This window comes from Ensifer sp. GW821-FHT05G01 (assembly GCF_059419585.1).
In genome coordinates this window covers 118,785-140,790 of sequence record NZ_JBWKSC010000015.1, presented here as the reverse complement: position 1 = coordinate 140,790, position 22,006 = coordinate 118,785, and the positions used below count along the sequence as shown (strand labels likewise).

Annotated in this window: 16 protein-coding genes and 3 pseudogenes; 7 read left to right on the top strand and 12 right to left on the bottom strand. The window is 59.7% G+C overall.

What is annotated here, in order from left to right:
* Window positions 1-371: 371 nt before the first annotated feature.
* Window positions 372-2,132, bottom strand: a complete 1,761-nt coding sequence (locus AC07UR_RS29390; RefSeq protein ID WP_173423423.1) for an ATP-binding protein — start codon at window positions 2,130-2,132, stop codon at window positions 372-374.
* Window positions 2,133-2,570: 438 nt separating this feature from the next.
* On the opposite strand from AC07UR_RS29390, the gene AC07UR_RS29385 reads away from it, so the two are divergent.
* The 3 genes from AC07UR_RS29385 to AC07UR_RS29375 are packed head-to-tail and all read left to right on the top strand — an operon-like array spanning window position 2,571 to window position 7,178.
* Window positions 2,571-2,885, top strand: coding sequence for a restriction endonuclease (locus AC07UR_RS29385; RefSeq protein ID WP_209792128.1), 315 nt, complete (start codon window positions 2,571-2,573; stop codon window positions 2,883-2,885).
* A 14-nt stretch (window positions 2,886-2,899) separates the two neighbouring features.
* Window positions 2,900-3,679 (top strand): Hachiman antiphage defense system protein HamA, encoded by a 780-nt coding sequence (locus AC07UR_RS29380; RefSeq protein WP_173423424.1) that lies wholly within the window; start codon window positions 2,900-2,902, stop codon window positions 3,677-3,679.
* Window positions 3,663-7,178 (top strand): DEAD/DEAH box helicase, encoded by a 3,516-nt coding sequence (locus AC07UR_RS29375; RefSeq protein WP_209792130.1) that lies wholly within the window; start codon window positions 3,663-3,665, stop codon window positions 7,176-7,178. Before AC07UR_RS29380 ends, AC07UR_RS29375 begins: the two co-directional genes overlap by 17 nt.
* An 868-nt stretch (window positions 7,179-8,046) precedes the next feature.
* On the opposite strand, the gene AC07UR_RS29370 is transcribed toward AC07UR_RS29375, so the two are convergent.
* Window positions 8,047-9,714, bottom strand: coding sequence for a cation:proton antiporter domain-containing protein (locus AC07UR_RS29370; RefSeq protein WP_494700227.1), 1,668 nt, complete (start codon window positions 9,712-9,714; stop codon window positions 8,047-8,049).
* 517 nt (window positions 9,715-10,231) lie between these two features.
* Complete coding sequence (locus AC07UR_RS29365) at window positions 10,232-11,458, bottom strand: sensor domain-containing phosphodiesterase (protein WP_494700226.1); 1,227 nt, start codon at window positions 11,456-11,458, stop codon at window positions 10,232-10,234.
* On the opposite strand from AC07UR_RS29365, the gene AC07UR_RS29360 reads away from it, so the two are divergent.
* Window positions 11,375-11,605, top strand: coding sequence for a hypothetical protein (locus AC07UR_RS29360; RefSeq protein WP_209792134.1), 231 nt, complete (start codon window positions 11,375-11,377; stop codon window positions 11,603-11,605). The two genes, AC07UR_RS29365 and AC07UR_RS29360, sit on opposite strands and share 84 nt — an antisense overlap.
* Here the strand turns inward: AC07UR_RS29360 and AC07UR_RS29355 are convergent.
* Both AC07UR_RS29355 and AC07UR_RS29350 read right to left on the bottom strand, forming a co-directional pair.
* Window positions 11,597-12,298: a response regulator transcription factor gene (locus AC07UR_RS29355; RefSeq protein ID WP_173424098.1), complete on the bottom strand. Its 702-nt coding sequence runs from the start codon at window positions 12,296-12,298 to the stop codon at window positions 11,597-11,599. The two genes, AC07UR_RS29360 and AC07UR_RS29355, sit on opposite strands and share 9 nt — an antisense overlap.
* A gap of 110 nt (window positions 12,299-12,408) precedes the next feature.
* Complete coding sequence (locus tag AC07UR_RS29350; protein WP_173424097.1) at window positions 12,409-12,795, bottom strand: hypothetical protein; 387 nt, start codon at window positions 12,793-12,795, stop codon at window positions 12,409-12,411.
* Between the two features lie 204 nt (window positions 12,796-12,999).
* Between AC07UR_RS29350 and AC07UR_RS29345 the strand changes: the two genes are divergently transcribed.
* The gene (locus AC07UR_RS29345; protein WP_209792136.1) at window positions 13,000-15,831 is read left to right on the top strand and encodes a hybrid sensor histidine kinase/response regulator; all 2,832 of its coding nucleotides are present in this window, start codon (window positions 13,000-13,002) and stop codon (window positions 15,829-15,831) included.
* 88 nt (window positions 15,832-15,919) lie between these two features.
* Here AC07UR_RS29345 and AC07UR_RS29340 read toward each other — a convergent pair whose 3' ends face one another.
* The gene (locus AC07UR_RS29340; RefSeq protein ID WP_209792138.1) at window positions 15,920-16,201 is read right to left on the bottom strand and encodes a putative quinol monooxygenase; all 282 of its coding nucleotides are present in this window, start codon (window positions 16,199-16,201) and stop codon (window positions 15,920-15,922) included.
* 4 nt (window positions 16,202-16,205) lie between these two features.
* Window positions 16,206-16,391 (bottom strand): annotated as a pseudogene (locus AC07UR_RS29335) (ABC transporter permease); the annotation flags it as partial.
* 180 nt (window positions 16,392-16,571) lie between these two features.
* On the opposite strand from AC07UR_RS29335, the pseudogene AC07UR_RS29330 reads away from it, so the two are divergent.
* Window positions 16,572-16,783 (top strand): annotated as a pseudogene (locus tag AC07UR_RS29330) (DUF1016 N-terminal domain-containing protein).
* 204 nt (window positions 16,784-16,987) lie between these two features.
* Window positions 16,988-17,101, top strand: a complete 114-nt coding sequence (locus tag AC07UR_RS29325) for a PDDEXK nuclease domain-containing protein (protein WP_234902867.1) — start codon at window positions 16,988-16,990, stop codon at window positions 17,099-17,101.
* A 223-nt stretch (window positions 17,102-17,324) separates the two neighbouring features.
* Here AC07UR_RS29325 and AC07UR_RS29320 read toward each other — a convergent pair whose 3' ends face one another.
* The 5 genes and pseudogenes from AC07UR_RS29320 to AC07UR_RS29300 all read right to left on the bottom strand — a co-directional run bounded on the left by AC07UR_RS29320 (window position 17,325) and on the right by AC07UR_RS29300 (window position 21,999).
* Window positions 17,325-17,597, bottom strand: a complete 273-nt coding sequence (locus AC07UR_RS29320) for an aldehyde dehydrogenase family protein (RefSeq protein WP_234942014.1) — start codon at window positions 17,595-17,597, stop codon at window positions 17,325-17,327.
* Between the two features lie 76 nt (window positions 17,598-17,673).
* Window positions 17,674-18,129 (bottom strand): annotated as a pseudogene (locus AC07UR_RS29315) (aldehyde dehydrogenase family protein); the annotation flags it as partial.
* 300 nt (window positions 18,130-18,429) lie between these two features.
* The gene (locus AC07UR_RS29310) at window positions 18,430-19,590 is read right to left on the bottom strand and encodes an iron-containing alcohol dehydrogenase (RefSeq protein WP_173419496.1); all 1,161 of its coding nucleotides are present in this window, start codon (window positions 19,588-19,590) and stop codon (window positions 18,430-18,432) included.
* Window positions 19,591-19,657: 67 nt separating this feature from the next.
* The gene (locus tag AC07UR_RS29305; RefSeq protein WP_327795881.1) at window positions 19,658-21,403 is read right to left on the bottom strand and encodes a hypothetical protein; all 1,746 of its coding nucleotides are present in this window, start codon (window positions 21,401-21,403) and stop codon (window positions 19,658-19,660) included.
* 167 nt (window positions 21,404-21,570) lie between these two features.
* On the bottom strand, window positions 21,571-21,999 hold the full coding sequence (locus AC07UR_RS29300) for a hypothetical protein (RefSeq protein WP_173419494.1): 429 nt from the start codon (window positions 21,997-21,999) through the stop codon (window positions 21,571-21,573).
* Between the last annotated feature and the right edge of the window lie 7 nt (window positions 22,000-22,006).

Sequence of the window (22,006 nt, the reverse complement as noted above, 5' to 3'; positions counted from 1 at the left end):
GAATCGGCGATCAAGCGATTTGGGAATCCTGAATGTCGATCGGACCTAACGCTTAAACGCCAAAAGCCCGCCGGTTTTCACCTTGCGGGCTTTTTTGCTTTGGTTTCGTTGGCCGGTTTTGTTGTTTTCTGTCCCGGTGCATCGGCCTTCGCCGGCTTGCGGGCTGCTGACGAGGCATTAAGTCCTCGCCCCGTTACGAGACCAACAGAAAAGCCCGCCGACCTTCTTGGTCTAGCGGGCTTTTGTTTGATTTGGTTGCGGGGGCCTGAGCACACCGAGACTTGTATATTCTAATGCGAAGCTGCTTGGGGCGAAGCAGAATTCGCGGAAATGGGCCCGATGACCGTCCAAACCTTCAACGAACGGGCGATCTACGGACGGGTTAGCGATGAAACCAGCCAGTCAAGTTCCGTGCGAGCGGACGAGAGTAAGCTCGCGTAGGAATTGACGGTCGTCATGTCAGTCCCGTATCTCTTGTCCATAGAGGCTGCGGAACCCTTGCCGATCATCAAGATCCTCAACGGGCTGCTTGAAGTGATGGTCCCTGACAGGTCATCACGATATTGCTCAGCTTGAGCGATGTCTTCCCGAGAAATCGGATGGTTGGGGCGCTTAAACTCAATGAGCAGATAGCTGTCAGCAAGATCCTGCGACAACAGAAGATCAGGCCGTTTCGAGGCCCGCTCGCCCGTAAATTTCTTATCACTATAGTTCGCGATGACCCGTTTCAGTGTGATGTTCGATGACATCAGAGCGTATTGGCGGCCAAGAAGCCACAAATTCGTCTCGAAGGCCTTATGGACGTCTTTTTCGAGGGTCGCTTCGTTGTCGATAAGCTCCTGGAGGTAGTCCAGAAATCTCATCCGTCTGGTCGCTTGAGCAGCGATCCCAGAGAGCTCAACCATACCAAAATCTTCGAGCGCCGCTGCAAAGGAACTGACATCTGTCCGGTCGGTGGCATTTATCCGCTCGAAGACGGCCCAGTAGGCGTCATGCTCCATGGCGTCGAGCGCGACCTCTGCTATCGTCGCAATGCGGTCTTCGCTTTCCCGATAGAATCGCTGCAGGATCCGGTGGAGGGCTTCCTCAGCGTAGCGTCGGCGGTGTTCTGGGAGGTCTTTCAGCCTAGCGTCCAACTGCTTCTTCAATCGAGCTAGCTGAAGGCTCATATCGCGAGAGTGGCTCTCCCTAAGCCCTTCTTTGACGATCGATTTCACGTAGGATTGGATTTCTTGGAACGCCTTGCTGTTCTCGACCACCCCGCCCCAATCGGCAGTTACGAAATGGTCGTTACCCTCGAGCTCCACCTCTCCGTAGACTCGTTTCGAAAGCTTGAAGGGAATTTCCTCGTCGTCATCTAGGCCGAACATCATCGGCTTCCCGACGACCTTCCCGTCCACCTTCAGCACTATACCAGGTAATTTTGGTGCTTTCTTGCCGTCTGCAATCGTAAACCTCAATCGAACTGAGCCGCTCTCTGTAAGGGTCGTCTCGACTTCCCTTAATACGCCCGGAACATCGTCGACCGACAACTGCGCCTCATTTACGAATACCTTGAAGGCATCCTCCCGGCCGTATTCGTGCACGAGGACTTCTCGAAAACGATCAGGCGTAGGGAAATTCAATCGGCTATCAAGACCGGACAGGATGATTGTCGTGCCTACATGAGCTTCGCCTGCATCCTCCTCGATGAATGGTAGAGGCACAGATTCCAGGTCATTCTCATTCTCGGCCAGGACGAGTTTGTCGATCGTCAGGCTGCATTTCCGACCTCGGGCGACCGCTGAAACATCCATCCGGCTTGCCAATGACAGGCCAGCAAACTTACCGATGCCCTTTCGACCCTTAACCTTCCGCTTGAGTAGAGGGGTCCGTTCGCCTGTGCGTGCCCGCTTATCGCTGGCGATGTTCAAGTATTCGTTCCTCATTTCCAGAGATGTCATTCCCGAGCCGTCGTCGCAGACGATAATCGGATCAGACGACAAAGGCGTCGGCAATGTGATCCAGACATTTTTGGCGTCAGCGTCCCATGCGTTGTCGACCAGCTCCTTCAAGGCTGCTTCGCTCGATCGATAGGCTTCACCCAGCAGTCTTGTCAGTCGTGTGTTAACCGAAAAATGCACGTCATCCATAAAACGCGTTCCTCAACCCGTACGTAAACCAGAGGTAGCAGAAGAAATAAGTCTCTGATACCTTCGTCGATACGCCCCACAGGAAACAACGCGACGCGACTAAAGCCACGCAAGTAAATTGGCCCTGACGTCGACCGTTATCTGAAACTGGACTCGGCATCCTGTTTCTGCTGGACGACCATGGCGCCTGTCCGCACCTCCTGACCTGTTACGACGGTGCTGATCTTATCTTTGTCCAGATCGCAGACTTATGGATTGCTGTCGATCACGAGATCTAAAACGCCCGATCAGACAACAGAAGCCGAAGTTCAAGTAGATAAAACGAGATACGCTAGCTAGATTTCTTTGACGAAGTGGTTGCTTATCGATTCGAAAACACGCTGTAGTAGGGCAAGACTAACATTAGCTCGATACGATCCATAGATTTGCGTCTCGTTGATGACCTCGTCGACTTCGTTCAAGGCCAAGTGGCACGGACAGCCAATCGGGGTCGCCGAGCTGCACACCTTCCACGGCAAGATCGAGCAGAAGGCGGCTTGGACGCGCGGCCTTTTCGTCAGCAACAGCGGATTCACCGATGACGGCCTTGTCGCCTTCGGACGCGGCAACCGCGTCATCTGCATGGACGGTCTCGACCTCTACGAGATGCTGGAGCGAGATTTGCCGCTCACACACGTTCTCGAACTCAAGATTCGCCGGGCTGCGGAAACCGGCTCCGCCTTTGTTCGCGTCCGCGATCTCTTTTCTCGGTGACCGGGAGGAAGGGTATGACGCAGTTTAATGATTGGTGCCTTTCGGTGGACGAGCCCGTCGGTAACCACGTCCGTCGGGTGATGACCGGACAGGCCGCGAGCCTTGCTACGGGGATCCAGGCGACGGCGGCCATTGTGCCGGGGCACTATGCGTCGGAAGAATCGGTTGCCAGGGCGCTCAACCGACTCGGCAAGCCGGCCGCCGCCGCGCTCATCGAGGGCAAGCTGCCGACAACGAAGAATATCCGTTCCGGCGATCTCGGCGAAATCTACGCGACGGAGTGGATCGACGCACACAGCGGTGGATATCGCGCGCCGATCAAACGCTTGCGCTGGAAGGATCATCGGAACATGGCGATGCGCGGGGATGACGTTATCGGCATCCTTCAAGATGCCGCCAGCCAACGCTTGCTCTTTCTTAAAACCGAAGCGAAGAGCCGCGTGGCGCTGACCGGTCAGGTTCTCACCGACGCGCGCGCGGGCCTGGACAAGGATGGCGGGCTGCCATCCGCTCACGCGCTGTCCTTCATCTCGGCACGCCTGCTGGAACTGGACAATTTGCCGCTCGCCGACGCGATTGACGATGCGCTGCTCAAGCACGGCATTCCCGTGCAAAATGTCAAGCACCTGCTTTTCACGTTTTCCGGCAATGCGCCGGACGCCCTGCTAACCGCTTCGCTGCAAGCCTACCCTGGACCTATCAACCAATGGGGTGTCGGCCTACGAGTGGAGGGACACGCCGCCTTCATCGGCGCGGTCTATGATCGAGTGATCGCCGATGCCAACAACACCTGAAGCAATCGCGGCGGACATTGCCGAAGCGGCTACTGCTGGCTTCCGCGGCCGTCTCATCGCACGCGGTCAGGCGCGAGCGATCATCTGGCGGGACGGCGCGCTTCCGCCGGACGCACCGGCCTTTGCGCCGCAACTTAGCTACGACTTGCATTCGCATGGGTATGGTCTTCTCGGGCTCGGCCTTCGCCTTCGTGAGCTCGGCGGCGATGCAGCACAGGCGCGCACCGCCTTCGAACAGGCTGCTACGGCCCTCGAGGCGGTGATCGCCAAAGGAGACCGCCTTGAGGCCGATCGCGACTTCCATTTCGTCATGGCGGCGGCGAGCTATCATCTCGCCCATCTCTCGGCCCGCGCCTACTCGCTGCTCGCGATCGTCGAAGCCGACGAGAATTTCGCGCCTATCGAACAGGCACTTGCCCTGCTGATGCGACGAAACTTCAGCACGCTTCGCAGCAGCGTTCTCGACTATCGGGCGTCCGGCGAAGGCAGTGATGCCCGAATTACTGCCGGCATTCAGGCCAACCTCGACCAGGCCGAGGCGGCGGGCAACCCCGCGGACGGCAACGATTTCCTCTTCGATGGTCTCGACACCGCGCTGACCGACGCATTTATGGCGGCCATGTCGCTGTTCCTCCTCGCATTGGAACGCGGTGAGCGGCCGCTGCTCGATCAGGCGCTGGAGCGGCTGCGCACGAGCCTTTCCATTTGCAGTGAGATGAACATGCTACCGCAATGGTGGGCACATCGCATCGCGCTCCACCTCCTGTCGGATCTCTGGTCGAGTACCTTCCACGAAAAGGTGCCGCTCCAACCAGCCGGTGGCGAGGCGGCCGATTGGCCTCGACTACGTGAGCTGTTCATCGCCCTGCTGCAACGGCGGCCGAGAGCTGAGGTCGACCTGTGGCCGTCGCAGATCGAAGCGGCCACCCGCGCGATCGACCAGTCCGACGATCTCGTGGTTTCGCTGCCCACCAGCGCGGGCAAGACCCGTATTGCCGAGCTTAGCATCCTGCGCTGCCTGGCCGGCGGCAAGCGCGTGGTCTTCGTCACGCCGCTTCGCGCGCTGTCGGCACAGACTGAAACGACACTACAGAGGACCTTTGGTCCGCTCGGCAAGACTATCTCGGCGCTCTATGGCAGCATCGGGGTAAGCGGCTTCGACGAGGATGCGATCCGTGAACGGAATATTGTTGTGGCGACGCCGGAGAAGCTCGATTTCGCATTGCGCAACGATCCGTCTCTTCTCGATGACGTCGGCCTGCTGGTTTTCGACGAAGGCCATATGATCGGACTCAATGAGCGTGAAGTGCGCTACGAGGTGCAAATCCAGCGACTGCTTCGGCGCGCGGACGCGCATACACGGCGGATTGTGTGTCTGTCGGCCATATTGCCTGACGGAGACCAACTCGACGACTTCGCCGGCTGGCTGCGGCGCGATCATCCGGGTGGCGTGATCAAGCACGACTGGCGACCGACCCGGCTGCGCTTCGGTGAGGTTGTATGGACGTCGCCAAATGCGCGGTTGAACCTTCGCGTCGGCGACGAGCGGCCTTGGGTCCAGCGGTTCCTCACGGGAACGGCGCCGCCCAACTGGGTGCCGCCAAAGCGTCAGAGAACGCGGCTCTTCCCCGACGATCAGCGCGAGCTCTGCCTGGCAACAGCCTGGCGGCTGATCGAGGATGGGCAGACCGTCCTGATCTTTTGCCCGGTCCGGCGAAGCGTCGAGCCATTCGCCGACGTAATCGTTGACCTTCATGAGCGTGGGGCGCTGCGGACGCTGCTCGAAGCTGATCCCGCGGTCCTCCGCACCGCAATCGCGCTTGGCGAGGAATGGCTGGGCCCGAACAGCGCAATCCTGAAATGCCTGCGCCTGGGCGTCGCGTTGCATCACGGCGCCCTTCCGACGGCCTACCGCAAAGAAGTGGAGCGCCTGCTGCGCGACGGTGTTCTCAAGGTGACGATCTCCTCGCCAACCTTGGCACAGGGCCTCAATCTGTCGGCCACGGCCGTCATCATGCATTCTCTCCACCGCAGTGGGGAGAGGATCGACATCTCTGAGTTCAAGAATGTCATCGGCCGCGCCGGCCGCGCGTACGTCGACGTCGAAGGCATGGTCCTTTTTCCGATGTTCGACGATATTGGGAAGAAGCGGCGCAATTGGGAAGCTCTCATCAGCGATCTTGGCGCGCGAAACATGGAAAGCGGGCTGGTGCTTCTCGTCTGGACGCTTCTGTCTCGTATGCACGCACGAATTGGCGGCGATCTGAATCAGGTCGTCGACTACGTCGCCAACAATGCCGCCGCCTGGACGTTTCCCGAGATCGCACACGAAAAGCCCGACGACCGCGAGCGTGCACTCGCCGATTGGGAGCGGCATGTCGCTACGCTCGACACGGCGATCCTCAGCCTCATCGGCGAAAATGATATCCCTGACGGCGGCATCGAGGCCGCACTGGACGACATCCTGCAATCGTCCCTTTGGCACCGTCGCTTGCTACGTCAATACAAGCAGGTGCAGCAGGCTCTGAAGGCGGGCATTGTGTCCCGCAGCCGCCTTATCTGGAGTCAGTCGACAGCAGCGCGCCGTCGAGGTTACTTCCTGGCGGGGGTTGGGCTGACGACTGGGCATGCGTTGGACGCCATAGCGGAAGATGCCAACCTCCTCCTCATCCAGGCCAACGCTGGGATACTGGAAGGCGATGACGAGGCGACAATTGCGGCGATCACGGGTTTGGCTGAGCGCGTCTTCGCATTTTATCCCTTCACCCCTGATCCCTGGCCGGTGAACTGGCGCGATATTCTGCGCACCTGGCTCCTCGGCCAACCTCTTGCCGGCATCGCCGCCGGTCAGGAGTCCGAAACACTGCAGTTCATCGAGGGGGGCCTAGTCTATCGCCTTCCGTGGGCAATGGAGGCACTCCGCGTTCGCGCGGCCGCGAACGGCGATGTGGTTGGCGTCTTTAGTCTCGCGCTCGAAGACCATGAGGTTGGCTTCGCTGTTCCTGCCGTCGAGACAGGAACGTTGAACCGATCGGCCTCCATCCTGATTCAGGCGGGTTTCACCTCAAGGCTAGCGGCCATCAAGGCCGTCACCGATACGGGTGCGATCTTCCAGACGGGCTCAGAGCTTCGTCAATGGTTGAACTCGGAAGCGGTCACCGCAATGAGCGCCCAGCCGGAGTGGCCGACGGCAGAGACGAAGGCGATGTGGACGGAATTTACCCAAAGCTTCATTCCACCGGAAAACCGGACTTGGGCCGATCGGCGATACTGGGCGAATGCGACATGGCTCGGCGTGCCGCCGCCTCCGGGAACGCCCGTTCAGCTTCACCACTGGGCTGATCAGTCACTCGTGCTGTCGGCCGATGGTGCGCCGCTCGGCATGGTACAGGCCGCGCTCAATCCGGCCCGAGCGGGGTTGGTGCGCGCGCAGGTGGCTCAAGACGTCAACAGGATCGATATCAGCTACCTTGGGCCGGCGGACCTGTCTGCCGCCTAGATGTGTGAGATTCCAACCTTCGCATCGCCATGTCTTCCTGCATACGCTGGCGAAGCGGTGTGGTCGGGGTGTCGTTGGAGAAGCTGGCCATTGAACGTTCCTCTCGTTGAAGGGAACTCCATGGTCAGGCCACACCTACAGCCTGCCTAGAACTCCAAATAATCGCGCCAACCTCCCCGCGCGCACCCTCCCGCGATGCGGGTTCGTGCATCGGGGCGCAAAGCTGCGTTCAAAAATCCGACGTGGGAACATAGTCTCGGACCGGCAGCGGAATAACTTCCAGGCACGCGCAATGGTCCCAGGCTCAGAGCTCGGGCATGACTGTACGGACACTTGCAAGTCCTCCGCCTCACGCCTCTGCCCTGCGACCGCTCCGCATCCCGCCCAGAAACCGCTCTCGTAATTGCGCTACAGCGGTCGATTTCGCTGGGGTACTTTTGAGGCGGGATAACGTATTGAGCGGACATCTTCTTGGTTCGCCCCGCTGTGCCTGACAGGCGCCCGCGAAAATCGAACCCGGGAGCACCAGTGGCATTTCTGCCGTTGCGAAGTACCGGAACTCTTTCGCCTTCACCCCTTCAGCGCAAGACTTGGGAGATTCGACTCGCCAGACCGAGCGCCTATCAACACGCCTAGCGGTATCGCAGGGATTCTATTCACCAGCCCATCTCGTATGCCTTGCAAATGCACTCACTCAGTTCGTCCATCTCTTCGCGAGGGCCGACGAGGCGTTCAACCAGCAGCAAAGTGAGATCGGCTCCCGAACAAGCCGTTGAGCAGAAGCAAACCCCTCGTTCGCTTTCGCGAGCGCCTCGCACTATCAGCGCGTTACAAAAGCTTCCGTCGACGAGCTTGCACTGCACGGTCATCAGATGCCGACCCGTTCCCGAAGCTCCGGATTAAGCTCGGCTCGAAGAGTGGTAACGATCCGCCCTGCCTCTTCCCGTGTGAGGCCGCACAGCAGAAGCGATTGGTCGGCGAGCGCAAGACCGGCCGCAAGATTTTCAGGAAAAACAACATTTGCACCAGCTTTGACAAGGGCCGTGATATCGCGATCATCGGCCGTACTGACAACACAGGGAATGGCCATCTGCTGCTCTCTCGCAAACTTCAGAATCCGTTCGACGGCGGAGTGCCTATCAAAAGTGATGACGACCAGCCTGGCCTTTGCGAGGCCTGCGGCAGACAGTATTCGGCGATGCGCGGCATCGCCGTGGACGATCATGTGGCTCTCTCGTTGGGCTTCCTTAAAGCGCGCGAGATCGGACTCAATGGCGATGTGCGGTATCTTCGCCGCCTCAAACGCAGTCGCAACGAGGCGTCCGACACGTCCGCATCCACACAGCACAACATGTCGGTCGAGCGACGCGCATGTTGCGCGAATCGCATTCTCGGTTGCGGCCACGCGGGTCCGCCGATTCCCAACGAGATGCTCGACAAACGCGGTGTGCTGAATCAGCACTGGGGCCAGGCCCATGGTGAGTGCAAGGGCAATGAGGACCGGTTGACCGACCTCGGAGGGCAGCAGACCGCTGTTCATGGCCATGGTCAACAATAGCAGGCCGAATTCTCCGCCGTGGGCAAGGATGACTGCGACGTGGAGGGCGATCGCGGCGGACCTGCGCAGCATGAGCCCGACAACGAAGGTAACGAGCGCTTTGCCGAACAGAAAGACCACACACCACGCGAGGATCGCGTAGGGAAATACCACCATCAGCCGGAGATCTATCTGCATGCCCACTGTGACGAAGAACAGGCCGACAAGGACGTCGCGGAATGGTCGTACATCGTCCTCGACGCGGTGCTGAAAGTCGCTCCCGCCGATCACCATGCCGGCGATGAAGGCGCCAATCGGCAAAGCCAGACCAGCGAGATGGGCGAGATAGGCGGCCCCGAGAGCAACGAAAAGCGCCGCCAGGAGAAACAGGTCGTTCGAGCGGGACCTGGAAGCACCGGCAAAAACAGTACGGACGAGCGGGCGGGCGATGATGGAGACCGCGATGAGTGCGATCGCCGCAAGCCCGAGACGCCCCACGAGATCGAACGGATCGACAGATGCCTGCCTCGACCAGCTATCCACGGCGACGAGAAGGGGGATCGTCGCGATATCCTGAAACAATAGGATGCCGAGGGCAAAGCGTCCATGCTGGCTCGAAATCTCGCCCTGTTCGGCGAGTTGTTTCATGGCAACGGCGGTCGATGACATCGCCACAGCGCCACCAAGCAGAATGGCGATGCGAGGATCAAGCCCGAGCAACCAGAGCGCGACGGCAATCGTCGTAAGCGTCCCGCCCACCTGCAGGCTGCCTGCCAAGAGGACGTCGGTGCGCGCTGCAAGCAGGGTGCTCAGCGAGAACTCCAGCCCGACCATGAACATCAGGAAGATCAGGCCGAGTTCGGCGAGGAAGAGCGTATCGTCACCGAGTGCCACGAGATTCAGACCATAAGGACCAATCGCAAGTCCCGCCAGGAGGTAGCCCATGGCGGCAGGCATTCGCAGCGCAGCGAGAAGTCCGACAGCAACGGCCGAAACCATGATCATAGACAGACTTTGAACCAGCAGGTGGTCGGTCATCGTATGCCTCGGCGGAGCGGGCGGGCGTCGGCAAAGTCTACCACATGAACGCCGCATTGCCTGATGTGGCGGAGTAACACACACGCAATGTGAGGCTTTCCTGCTATGTGAGGTCTGCCGGGGTGGTTATTGTGGAGAGTTACGCAGCGGGTCGTCGTCTATTTTCGTTGAGGTTCGGGCCGGCGCGAGGCGTCTGAGATCTTCGTTTGAGCCGCGCGGCGGTTTCGAAGAATGCCCGCTATCGCTGCCTTCGGGCCACATGCTGACGAAGCCGGCGGGCAACATAAGCCGAAGCTTGGAGCGCTGCTTCTTCATCACGAGATTCTGACGACGGAATCAGACAGGACCGGTTACGCAACAGCACACGAACAAGCGGATATCGAGTGGCTATCCGACGAACACGACGCCGGCTATGCATAGATGAACATCCGCACCTCGCATCAAAAATGCGTGGTGAGGCGACCCTTGTTCCTGTCCGCTAGTCGGGCAAAACTCGTAAATCAGATGCGCTGGCGGGTCGGCCGAAAAGGAACCCTTGGCCATAGTTACAGCCAAGCTCTCGTAGTGCGTGGAGTTCAGCCACCGTTTCAACCCCCTCGGCGACGACCTGCTTTCCCAGTGCCTTCGCCATATCGATGATGGCCTTCACAATGGCATGATCGGCGCTCGAGCCGGTCATCGCACGTACGAAGGAACCGTCGATCTTGATCTGGTCATAGGCAAAGTCCTTCAGATGCACGAGTGAAGCAAAGCCGGTACCGAAATCGTCGAAAGCCACGATAAAGCCGGCCGTACGCAGCGCCTCAAGCTGTGCGCCGATATCGCCACCCTGCTCCGACAGCATGACCCCTTCCGTGACCTCGATCTGGATATGGCGAGGTGACAGCCCTGCTGAGCGGGTTGCGCCAAGGATTTCATCCACAAGGCAAGGGCTGCCGGGCAACCCGATAAACTGTGACGACGAAACGTTGATCGCAATATGGCCGAAATCGACACCGGCCGTCGCCCACGCCTTGGCTTGAGCGACGGCGCACCGCAGAACATGGCTGCCAATACGTCTGGATAATATCGGCTCGTCGAAAGCCGCGGAAAACGCCATAGGACCGATTACTGATCCATCAGGCTTCTTGAGCCGCAACAGAGCCTCAAAACCAATGCGCCTTCCCGTATCGAGCGCTATCTTCGGCTGGTAGTGGAGCAGAAAAGAACCATGCAGGAGCGCTTCTTCGGCAAGCGCCAGCGCCGCCTTGTCGGCATTTGCGCGACCCAGCCGGCCAGAGTCGATCCGAGATAACAAATAGCGGTCTTCAGATTGCAGGAGACGTTCCACGGCGCAACGCGCCAGCCGATCCAGCAAGCCGCGCACGTCGGCGCCTAAACGTCGCGGCACCCGGTCGAGCACGCAGAGCGAGCCGAGCCGAAGCCCCGGCTCGATCTCCAGCGGCACGCCGGCATAGAAACGGATCCTGTCGCTACCGGTAACGAAAGGGTTTTCGGCAAAGCGGACATCGCGAGCGGCATCCGGCACGACGAAGGGCCTCGACGACCGGATTGTGTGGTCGCAGAAGGCGTCCGCTCTGCAGGACCCGTCCCCTTCGATGCCCCGCTTCGACTTGAACCATTGGCGTTCGCCATCAAGCAAGGTAATGAGGCCGATCGGCGTATCGGCCGCAAGGCAGGCGGCATCGACCAGTGCATCGAGCACCGGATCCGGGTCGGACGACACACTGGACAGTTCTCTCAGACGTTTGAGGCGAGCCGCTTCGCCCGGCAGGGCGTCTTCGGGCCCGAACGTTTCCGCGGAAATCACATGACGGTCAACACACTCAAGCATATGGCTCTTCTACTCTGACCGTTGTTGGATTTCGCTCAGGCGATAGCCCACGCCGCGGATCGTCTTGATAGCATCCCCGCTCGCGGCATCCAGTTCCGCAAGCTTGCCGCGCAGCCTGTTGATGTAGACGTCAATCGTCTTGTCGCGCGGGTCGTGTTCACGAAAGAGCGCCTGGCGTGCAATGCACGACTTTGAGCAGTCTTCTCCCACACTGTTGAAAAGGACCTGCAATATCCTTCCTTCGAGTGCGGTCAGCGACAGACTGGCGCCGTCGAAATCCATCGACAGGCGTCCGATGTCGCAATCGATATTGCCGATCTTGAAAGCAACACTCCGCCGCAAGGCCCTGCGGCCCATCCGCGCCTCGTGCAGGCGATGGACCCGGGCGCGCAGTTCCTTCACGCTGAACGGCTTCATCACATAGTCGTCCGCACCGACACTGATGGCGTCCGCCCGGCTATCCGCGTCTCCAGCGCCCGAGATCATGATGATAGGAACGTCCGAGCGTGAGCGCGCCTCGCGAAGCACTTCCAGCCCGCTACCGTCTGTCAGGTTGATGTCGATGAGGATGCAGTCATAGGCAGCGAGCTCGTTTGAGTGAATGAAGCGGTTCGCTTGCCTTACGGATGCAAGGCAATCCAACCGGTCCCTAGAATCCGACCAGTTCAGCCGCAACATATCAACGACGTCTCGCTGATCTTCGATGATCATTATGTTCATAGTCTCTTCGATTGTTTGGCGGGGTGGCCCAAGCCCCTTTCCTGCGCGCCATAGAGCGGGGATGGCATTGGGCGCAGCATTGGCTGCACATTTTCGCCAACTTATATGGTTCTCGGATTGAGACTTTCCAAGGTGGCAAACGGGGAGCTCATGTGTGCCAGCCGATTGACGAAGTCCGGTCTCAACTGTTTTACAAAGCAAAGATGCAGGTGCCCCGGATCGCGCTGAACGACGATGCTGCCGACCACGACATCAAACTTACCGAAAACAAGGTAAGCGTGATCTGGAATCAACGACTTTCCTATGCGCACGGTCGCCCCACCTTCGCTGATCTCCACAACGAGACAGCGTACGATCTGCGTCTTGCGCATCCATTTCCCGGTGAAGAGCAGATTGCAGAAAAGCGTGACGCTTCGGCGGCACCATTGACGGCTGAAGTAGTCGGATTCGACACGGCTCAGATAGGTCGTTCTCTTTGTGGTTTTCACAGGGTGACCTCGATGCTTGCCGAGGTCCCACCCCATCGGTAGGGCAGGAACGCGGCAGTTGGATGCATCGATTAAACCGGCGCACCGTTAAGCGACCGCGGCGCCAAATTTAAATAAGGTAAAATTAAGCGATCTCTCATGGATTGCGGCATCGCTTGAGACTATCGAGGTTGAAATCAACGGCGGCTGAGGACGATGCAAATCATGCGACGGGAAAACGCAAATGCTGGCAATGGCTTTCGCATCCTGGTGACCGGTCTCAGGCAACGTGCGACGGATCGGTTTTCCGCTGGAATTCTGGTCGGCGGCATCTCCGCTTTCATCGTCGCCTGGCTCCCGACAACTGCATGGCTCTGGGTCGTCGGCGCAACGCTGATCATCGCTTGGCGACTCCATCAAGATCGGGTCGTACCTCGCGACGCTCGCCGACAGTCGCAAGATCTCTATGGAAACCAGGCTCTTATCGAGATCGCCGGCAAGGCCGCGAAGCTAGGTGGATGGGTGGTGCACCTGCCCGATCGGAGAATCGTATTGGCGGATGAAACCTGGGCGATCCACGAGAGACCAAGGGGCAAGACAATCGCCTTCGAGGAGGGGATCGGCTATTTTGCGCCGGAGTGGCGAGATGCGATCACTCGGCATTTCGAAGCCTGCGTTGCCACCGGTCTGCCCTACGATATCGAGGTGAAGATCATTGATGGCACAGGTCGGCGGAAATGGGTTCGCGCAATCGGCGTGGCGATCCGCGACGACATGGGCCAAATCTTCCGAATACAGGGCGCCCTCCAGGATATCGATGAGCGCAAGCGGCTGGAGAATACCGCCAGGGATCTTGAGCGGCGCTTGGCCGAGTCGATGGAGAACATAAGCGATGCGTTTTTCCAGCTTGATACCGATTGGCGCTTCACCTACCTCAACCGTCAGGCCGAACGTCTGCTGGAGCGCCCGCGATCGGCGCTTATGGGCCGCCTGATCTGGCAGGAGTTCCCGGAGGCATCCTCGGGGATCATCCGGCAGCACTACGAGCGTGCCGTCCGCGAAAGCGAGACAGCCGATTTCGAAGTATTTTACGAGTCCCTGAACGCCTGGTTCTCGGTCACCGCCTATCCGGGGCCGGGAGGGCTGACCGTCTATTTCCGGGACGTGACGAAGCGGCATGCGGCCGATCAGCACTTACATCTGCTGGAAATGGCGATCTCGAGAATCGAGGACTTCGTCATAGTCACAAAGACAGCATCGCAGCCCGGGGGCAGGCAAACGATCGTCTACGTCAACGACGCCTTCATCAGGATCACCGGCTATTCACGGCCTGACGCGCTCGGCCGATCTCCCGGCTTTCTTCAGGGTCACGGCACCGAACTCGCCACCATTGAAGCGATTGATCGCGCGATCACGCGGTCAAGGGCGATCCGGGTCGAACTTCTGAACTACGCCAAGGACGGCCGCGAATACTGGGTGGACATGAGCATCGCACCCATTGTCGGTTCCGATGGACGCGCGAGCCATTTCGTCGCAACCGGTCGCGACATCACCGAAAAAAAGCGAGCGGCGGAACGGCTGACGGAAAGCGAGGAACGCTTCGCAATTGTTGCCATGATGACGACGGACGCGGTCTGGGACTGGGACATTGCGACCGGCCGTGTGCAATGGAACAGCAACATCAAATCCGTCTTCGGGCACGACGACGTGCCGATCGAGGATGGTTTTCGGGAATGGGCATCCAAGATCCACCCGGACGACCGCGAACGTGTCGTGTCCACCGTGCTTGCCGCGATCGAAGATGAGGTCGACACGTGGCTGGAAGAATACCGCTTCCGTCGGGGAACGGGGACCTATGCCGAGGTTCTCGATCAGGGGCACATCATCCGCAACGCCGCAGGCATGGCAACCCGAATGGTCGGTGGTGTCCGCGATGTCACCGAGACACGGCTGAACGAGGCAAAACGGCTGCAGGCACAGCGGCTTGAAGCCATAGGCCAACTGACGGGCGGCGTCGCCCATGATTTCAACAACCTGTTGACGGTCATCATCGGGACAGCCGAGACGCTGGCCGACGAAGTTGCCGATCCGCGACTTTCTGCAATCGCACAGTTGAACCACAAGGCCTCGCGGCAAGGCGCCGCCCTCACACGCCAGCTACTCACCTTCGCGGGACGGCAACCCCTAGAGCCGGCGTCCCTGAACATCAACAGGACAATCCGGGCCATGGAGGGATTGCTGTCTACGGCTTTCGGCGAAACCGTCATCCTGCACCTCGCACTTGATCCGGCGGCAGGTCACGTCAGAGCGGATGCTGCACAACTGGAAGCGTCCATAATGAACCTCTGCATCAACGCACGCGATGCAATGCCGGATGGCGGCAGGGTGACAATCTCGACGACGCTAAGCGATGACGACGCGGTGATCCGAATCTCCGACAACGGCTTCGGAATGGATGCGGAGACGCGGGCAAAGGCCTTCGAGCCGTTCTTCACGACGAAGCCCTTCGGCAAAGGCAGCGGATTGGGTCTCAGCATGGTGTATGGGTTCGTGCGGCAATCAGGGGGCCGGATCGAAATTGAATCAGAACCGGGCAAGGGAACAACCATTTTCCTGTCCTTTCCTCGACTGGCGTCTACGGAAATAACCGCGGAGCCCATCTCGAACGGAGTGCTGGAAGGTGGCAGTGAGCGCATTCTCGTCGTGGAGGATGATCCAATGGTCCGTGAATTCGCCGCGGGCACACTCGTTTCGCTTGGCTATTCCGTCACATGCGCGGACGACGCAACGGAAGCATTGCAGCTACTCAAGACAGACGGACCGTTCGATTTAGTTTTCTCCGATGTGGTCATGCCCGGCCCAATTGACGGCGACGCTATGGCGGCCAAGATCATGACGCTGTATCCGAACGTCCCGGTTGTCCTGGCCACCGGCTACGCGGATGTCGAACGCATCGGCACCACGTCGCGATTCCGGCCGCTTGCAAAACCCTATACCCGACGACAGCTTGCGGAGACTTTGCGGAGGGCTATCGACGCATCGCAAGACAATCGATGAGCGCCTGTGTCGGAGATTAGTCGAATGGGGACCGACCAAGCCGTTTCGCCGGCAGCGCTGATAGCCGCCCTTGTCAGGCGCAGTCCGATCACCTGTTCCCCGTGGGCTCCGCCGGGAGTAGCCGCCATATGGCGATCTGGCTCAGCAGCGGCTTCAGGTGCTGCATTTCCATGTGCGCGTCGAGATCCGCCTGGCTCTTCCAATTCTCGAAGAACACCAAGACGTGGGGATCCATGGCATCGACGTGAAGGTTGTAGTCTATGCAGCCATTTTCAGCCCGGGTAGGCTCGACCTGATCGACGAGAAGGCGGAAAAGCTCTTCTCGCGTTTCCGGTCGGGCTGTCAGCGTTGCAATGAGCGAAACGATCATGGCATCAGCTCCGCTTCTGGCTGAGCGCGACGGCAAGAATGATGATGCCGCCGCGGGCGATCAGTTGCTGGCTGAATTCGAGCCCCATCAGAATGAGACCGTTGTTGATGAGGCCGATCATCAGGGCGCCGACGATGGTGCCGATCACCGTTCCCTTGCCGCCGAAGAGGCTCGTGCCACCGAGCACCGCCATCCAGAAAAGCAGCACCGGCACCGGCCCGAGATTGCCGCCGCCAAAGAACCAGGAATAGCCGGGCGACAGTATCGGTACCGCCGCCGTCGCGGATACGCCTCTCTCCTTTCCTAGCTTAAGGAGCGAATCCGATCAGCCCGCCTCAAGGCGGCCGTTGCAGTCAACCGAGAACTCATTTTGCTCTATTGGGGCATCGGCCGCGAGATCTTGGCGCGCCAGAACGTTGAGGGATGGGGCAGCCGCGTCATCGATCGGGGCTTTCGCCACGAAACCTCAAGTACATGCGCGCCTTTGCTGAGGCGTTCCCTGACAAGCAAATTGTGCAACAGCTTGTTGCACAATTGCCCTGGGAAAAACGTGAAACGCGTCGAAGCCCTGAAAAGCGATGAAGAAAGGCTGTGATATGCGCGCCAAGCCGTTGAAAATGGGTAGAGCCGCAACGTTCTCGTCCATCATATCGAAAGCGGTCTCGGCCAGAGGCAAGGAAAAGCGCTGACCAACTTTGGTCGAAGATTGCCAGCCCCCAGTCAGACCTGGCGCAGGAATTGATCAAAGACCCATCAAGCTTCGATTTTCTCGCTCTCGGCCCAGCGATGTCCGAGCACGAACTTGAGCAAGGCCTCATCGAACACCAGCGCTCCTTGATATTGGAGCTTGGCAAAGGCTTTGCATTCGTCGGCAGCCAAACTTGCGGCCAGCTCATTTAGCGGGTGCGGCCATCGCACAGCGAGCTGGGTCGGAGATGCTTTCCATGCTGCGTGGCAATATGATTGGGTAAGAATAAAGCCGCTTCGGCAACGCCATGGAAGAGATGGTGGACTGCGGGCACGAGTCGCGGAGGTCTTCGCAGCTACATTCAATTCGAGATTTTCAGCCCACGGAATCTCAAATTAAATGCCAACCCAAAAAGAAACGGCGGCATTCTTACATTTAAGTGCCAAACGTCACTTCCTCCTCGGTTTCGAAGCGGAAAGTTGGGGCGACGGGACCGAATATCTCCTCGCTGAAGATTTCCGCCTGCGGCGGAACGTCGACCATGACGGTCGGCTCGTAGAAGGTCCCACCGAGCGAACGCCGGCGCCCTCCGGTGAGTGTCCTTGCACCGCGCGCCACGGCGCCGGACACCAGCGCATCCACCTTGTTGATAGCCTTGTGGTCGATAAGGGGGCCGATCTGAACCCCGGGGAAGAACCCTTTCTCCAACCGAGAACTCCGAGACCGCCTTCGCCAGTCGCTCGGCGAACGCATCGTGGATTGCCGACTGAATGAGAAGCCGGTTCGCGCAGAAGCTCGTCTGGCCTGTGTTCCGGTACTTCGAAGCGAACGCCCCCTTGGCTGCCGCGTCGACGTCGGCGTCGTCGAAGACGATGAACGGCGCATTCCCTCCCAACTCCATGGAGGTGCGCTTGACCGTGTAGGCGCATTGCGCGATCAAGCTCTTTCCCACCGCAGTCGATCCGGTGAAGCCTAGCTTGCGAACGATCGCGTTCGCGGTCAGTTCCAACCCGGTTTCCTTGGGCGTTCCGGTGACGCAAGACCACGGTACACTTGCCTGAAGTCGGCGCGGGAACAGTGACACCTTACACGCGCTTGCTTCTTCGCCGAACCACTCGATGTAGGATGCCGCATAGGCGATCTCGCCTCGCGCCTCGCTGAGAGGTTTGCCCTGTTCCGCCGTCACGATGGTAGCGAGATCTTCCTGATGGACTATCAGCAGCTCGAACCACCGGCGCAATATGGCTGAGCGCTCCTTCCCCGCCAACGCTCTTTCAGGCGGGAAGCGCCTTCTCCACCGCCTTGAGCGCCCGCTGCGTTTCCGCTCTTCCCGCCTTGGAAACCGATCCTATGAGCGAACCGTCCGCAGGGTTGTAGACGCTGGTTACCTCGTTATCTTCCGCGCCCTGCCATTTGCCGCCGATATAGAATTCCGCACGCTATTGCGTTTGATCCTTCAAGGCGGGCACTGCCATGTTGATTTCCCTTGTTTGATAATTCAAAAGTGGGCTTCGGCGGTCAGCGACGTGACCTTGGAAACTCACCAGGCCGATTGATAGATCGCCAGGGCATCCGTCTCGTTTAAGTCGCGAGGATTGTTCACGAGAAGCCGGGTTTGCTTCATCGCGTCTCGCGCGAGCCCTCCGACGTCCTCCTGCCGGACGCCGACGTCACGAAGCCGCTGCTGTAGGCCCAGCTTCGCTGATAGTCCCGCAAGGTTATCGATGAAAGCGGAGCAGCGCTCGGCTTCGTCCTGCATGGCGACGAGATGAGGAAACGCGTCGGCCGCGATGGCGGCGTAGGCTCCGGCCGCCACCGGTGCATTGAAGCGAAGCACGTGCGGGAGGACCAGCGTGTTCGACAATCCGTGCGGAACGTGGAAGGACCCGCCGATGGGATAGGCGAGCGCGTGAACGGCTGCAACCGGCGAGTTTGCGAAGGCTTGTCCGGCAAGCATCGAACCTAGAAGCATGGCGCCGCGCGCAGGGCGGTCGCTCCCAACCTCGACCGCGCGTTCGATGTTGGCTCCAAGCAGCGCTAGCGCGCTCCGTGCCAGCATCTTCGACAGGGGATTGTTGTTCGCGTTCTTCGACGTGAACGATTCGATCGCATGCACCATCGCGTCGATACCGGTCGCCGCCGTTACGTGCGGCGGGAGACCCAGAGTTAGATCCGCGTCGAGAATTGCGACATCCGGCAAAAGGATCGGCGACGAAACGCCCCGCTTTTCATCACCACTGACGGTGATGATTGAAACGGGGGTGACCTCGGATCCTGTTCCAGCCGTCGTCGGCACCAGCACTAGGGGAAGTCTCGGGCCTTTTGCGTTTCCCACCCCCCAGGCTTCCTCGATCTCTTCGTTCGATCCGCAGATGAGCGCCACCAGTTTGGCAACGTCGAGAGAAGAGCCCCCGCCAAAGCCGATCACCCCTGTTATGGCCTTCTCGCGGCCGAGTTCAACGGCAGACATTGCGGTCGAGAGCGATGGATCCGGTTCGACGCGGTCGAAGACTGTGACTGCAATGCCCGCTGACTGCAGCGAGTTTAGTGCGGGTTCGCAGAGGCCCAGCTTTCGCAAACCCGGATCGGTGATGACTAGGACTCGGCCGCCGACTCGGCCGCCTAAGAGAGATCCGATCTCTGTTGACGCGCCCGGCCTGAAAAATATCTGGCCGGTCGTGCTAAAGACAAAGGAATCCATTCCACTCTCCTTCAAGTTTCACGCTGCTGGCAATGGCCGCGCCCACCGAAGAGGGCGGCAACCCGACCTAGTGGCCAAAGCTCAGGACTATCAGGACAACGATGCCGAAGGCGACCGCAACGGTGACGAACAATGCCCGAAGACGCTCACGTTCGGCTGCACGCTGATCCGGACGCAGACGGGGTGGCGGTTGATAGTCGGGGATGGCCCCGACATGCGGGCTCGCCATCTCCATCTTGTAGGACAAGAACCAGACGATGCCCAGGCCGGTCACCCATGACACCAAGCCCCAACCCCAGAGTGAGGGCATGCCAAGTGCCCAACCGCCGTCCGGCTTGTTGAAGGCGTAGTTACCCAAGATCAGACCTGGGCCTACGGCGAAGAAGAGCCAGGCAAGCGAAATTGACCAAGCCGTGGAGCGAAGTGCTCTGACCCGCGATGCAGGCCGGAGAATGCCGTAGAGAAAGCTGCGCGCCTCTTGGGCCGCCTCGCCCCCGAACGCCCGTCGCTGGGTGAACGCCGACACCAGCATTGTGACCAGCAGGTTCGCGACCATTCCCCAAGCGGCGGAAGACATGGTCCAAGGCGCGCGGCCCCAAGGCAGCTCAAGCCCCAAGGCCGACAGAACGGCGATCCCGAATGGCTCGGTGAGCAGCACGCCAGCGATGCCGAAGCCCACGCCTGTCACGACGCCGGGCCGCGTGAACCAGCGAAGCCAGGTCATTCCCAGAAGCGGAGTCCACAGCTGAAATGCAAGCGGAAGCGCCAGCGAGGCAAGCATCGACAACGTGACAGGGGTCAACACCTGCATCAGGCCCGAAGCGAGCACAAGGAGGCCGATGGCTACACGCGTAACGGTGACGGTATCGCCCCGCGACAGGCTGCTATGGAACCAAGGCTTGTAGACGTTCCGAATCAGCGACTCGCCGGCCGTCAGAAGCGCGAGACCAGCCATCAGTTGTACGCCGGCCAGCAGCCCGATGAAGAGCCAGGCGGCGAACCAAGGGGAGATCAACGTCAGCAGACCTGACAAGTCCTTGGACGGATCGATCAGGGACGCCGCGCCGAAGCAGGCAACGCAAAGGGCAATCATTGCTCCAAAAGCGCCGGCCATCACCCAGGTCTGGCCCGCCGCGATCGCCCTTGGACTATTTGTCGAGAGAACGACCTTGATCGCCATGGGGCTGGATTGCAAACCCATAAGGGCGAACACCATCGCTAGGCTGGCAAGAGCCGTTCCCTCGTGGGCGGCCGCAGCCTGCCGGCCGCCACCCGCAGTGAACTGAACTACGCCCGAAACGATAAACTTTCCGGCGGCGGCAGGGTCGGCGGCAAGCTTGAGAAGCCCGGCGTTCAGAGCGCCAAACCCACCAAGCTGCAGAACGGCGCATCCTGCAAAACCCACTATCGCGGCGCCGGCGAGAACGGTCTGGACCGCCCCGAGATATCCAACCGCCCTCATTCCTCCTATGACGACATAGCCGAAGAGGATGAAGCAGAGGACCATCGCCGCTGCCGGCATGGATACGGTCTGATCGGTTAGCAGAACGACGAGCCGGGACAGCGCTGCCATCTGGACCCCGGCGAATGCGACCGCAAACAAAGTCGCCACCACGGTCGAGAACGCCACGAGGAATTCAGAACTCCAGTAGGCGCGCAGGAGTTCGCTCAGCGACGACAGTTGGAGCCGCTGCCCCAACAACCAGAGCCGCTTGAAAAAGAATACGCCCGGCAGAGAGAGCGCGATGCCGGCCTGCAGGATCGCCGCAAGTCCGAAGCCGTTGCGGCCAATTTCCTCGGCGCCGACAAGCATGATCCATCCCGAGATGCTGGCCCCTGAAAGGACGAGCGCCGAGACCCATGGCGGCAACGAATGGCTTGCGGAGAAGTAGGTCTGGTAGTTCCTGTTCGCGCGGGCAGCCATGCGAGCCCAGTAGAGAGTGACGGCGGCGTAGAAGAGGATATAGAGCGGCAACCACATCATTTGCTTGGCTCCCTTTCAGTCATCGGCTTGATATGGAAGCGGGAGAAGGCGCCCCGCAGCCCATGTCGGGTGAGCAGGTAGGCGAGGAATCCGGCCGCCAGCACCCCGAAAAGGGTCAGGCCCGAATAGTAATTCGTCATCGTCAGGGAGCCGCCGACGGCGCCAGCGACGAAGACAAGGCCGAGCACCCCGTAAGCCCCGATGCCGAGCGCAGTCTCTCCTGGAGTAAAGCCCGTATCGAAGACACCGTTCACAATGATGTGAGCGACGAACGCCAGCACGATGACTGCGACACCCGCGGCGGAAAGGAGCCAGGAATCCTGCTTCAATCCTTCGAGAAAAATGCCCAGACCAAGGAATCCGAGCACGGCCCAGACTGCGAAAATCAGGATCGAACGTTCAACGATGGGAACTGGCGACTTCATTTGGTTT

What these genes read in the sequence shown, in the direction of transcription:
- AC07UR_RS29300 (WP_173419494.1), bottom strand. Translation starts at nt 21,999, where the DNA reads ATGAAGTCGCCAGTTCCCATCGTTGAACGTTCGATCCTGATTTTCGCA.
- AC07UR_RS29340 (WP_209792138.1), bottom strand. Translation starts at nt 16,201, where the DNA reads ATGATCGTTTCGCTCATTGCAACGCTGACAGCCCGACCGGAAACGCGA.
- AC07UR_RS29390 (WP_173423423.1), bottom strand. Translation starts at nt 2,132, where the DNA reads ATGGATGACGTGCATTTTTCGGTTAACACACGACTGACAAGACTGCTG.
- AC07UR_RS29375 (WP_209792130.1), top strand. Translation starts at nt 3,663, where the DNA reads ATGCCAACAACACCTGAAGCAATCGCGGCGGACATTGCCGAAGCGGCT.
- AC07UR_RS29385 (WP_209792128.1), top strand. Translation starts at nt 2,571, where the DNA reads ATGACCTCGTCGACTTCGTTCAAGGCCAAGTGGCACGGACAGCCAATC.
- AC07UR_RS29325 (WP_234902867.1), top strand. Translation starts at nt 16,988, where the DNA reads ATGTCCGAGCACGAACTTGAGCAAGGCCTCATCGAACACCAGCGCTCC.
- AC07UR_RS29310 (WP_173419496.1), bottom strand. Translation starts at nt 19,590, where the DNA reads ATGGATTCCTTTGTCTTTAGCACGACCGGCCAGATATTTTTCAGGCCG.
- AC07UR_RS29370 (WP_494700227.1), bottom strand. Translation starts at nt 9,714, where the DNA reads ATGGTTTCGGCCGTTGCTGTCGGACTTCTCGCTGCGCTGCGAATGCCT.
- AC07UR_RS29355 (WP_173424098.1), bottom strand. Translation starts at nt 12,298, where the DNA reads ATGATCATCGAAGATCAGCGAGACGTCGTTGATATGTTGCGGCTGAAC.
- AC07UR_RS29345 (WP_209792136.1), top strand. Translation starts at nt 13,000, where the DNA reads ATGCGACGGGAAAACGCAAATGCTGGCAATGGCTTTCGCATCCTGGTG.
- AC07UR_RS29380 (WP_173423424.1), top strand. Translation starts at nt 2,900, where the DNA reads ATGACGCAGTTTAATGATTGGTGCCTTTCGGTGGACGAGCCCGTCGGT.
- AC07UR_RS29305 (WP_327795881.1), bottom strand. Translation starts at nt 21,403, where the DNA reads ATGCTTGTCGGCGCCGAGGAAATTGGCCGCAACGGCTTCGGACTTGCG.